Below are 689 nucleotides of genomic sequence, written 5' to 3'. Positions count from 1 at the left end.
CGCGGTGTTCGATCTCAGCGCGGCTAATTCACCGCAGACGATCGGCACCTTGTCGGGCGTCGCCGGCAGCCAGGTCGCGCTCGGGGCCACCAGCCTGACGCTGGGCGGCGGCGCCAATAGTAGCTTCGCGGGACTGATCAGCGGTACGGGTGGCCTCGGTATCGGCGGGTCGGGGACGCTGGCGCTCACCGGGGTGAACAGCTACAGCGGCGGCACCACCCTCAGCGGCGGCGGTGGACTTGCGCTCGGCGCGAATGGCGCCTTGGGCAGCGGCGCGCTGACGGTTAGCGGGCTGGGCGGTACGCTCGGTGCGACCGTGCCCGGCATCACACTGGCCAATGCAATCAACCTCAATGATGTCGGCCTGACGCTGGTCGGCAGCAACGACCTCGCGCTCGGCGGTGCGATCGGTGGGACCGGCGGGTTGACACTCGGCGGGACCGGGACGGTGACGCTGAACGGCGCGAACGCCTATACCGGCGGCACGACGCTGAGCGGCGGTGGCGGTCTCGCGCTGGGCGGGAACGCGGCGCTCGGTTCGGGGGCGCTCATCGTGAGCGGTCTCGGCGGCACATTGACCACCGTCCTGCCCGGACTTGCGCTTGCCAACGCGATCGATCTCAATGACGCGACACTGACGCTCGGCGGCGGCAACAATATCGTGCTGAACGGCGTGATCGGCGGCACCG

At 70.0% G+C, this 689-nt stretch carries 1 protein-coding gene; it reads left to right on the top strand.

Annotated elements, in window-relative coordinates; genetic code table 11:
- On the top strand, positions 1 to 689 hold a 689-nt coding region (locus BGN95_RS14530), incomplete at both ends, for an autotransporter-associated beta strand repeat-containing protein (RefSeq protein ID WP_353744706.1).

It is taken from the genome of Sphingomonas sp. 66-10 (genome assembly GCF_001897045.1).
In the GTDB taxonomy this organism is placed as follows: domain Bacteria; phylum Pseudomonadota; class Alphaproteobacteria; order Sphingomonadales; family Sphingomonadaceae; genus Sphingomonas; species Sphingomonas lycopersici.
This window is presented reverse-complemented; position numbering and strand designations above follow the sequence as displayed.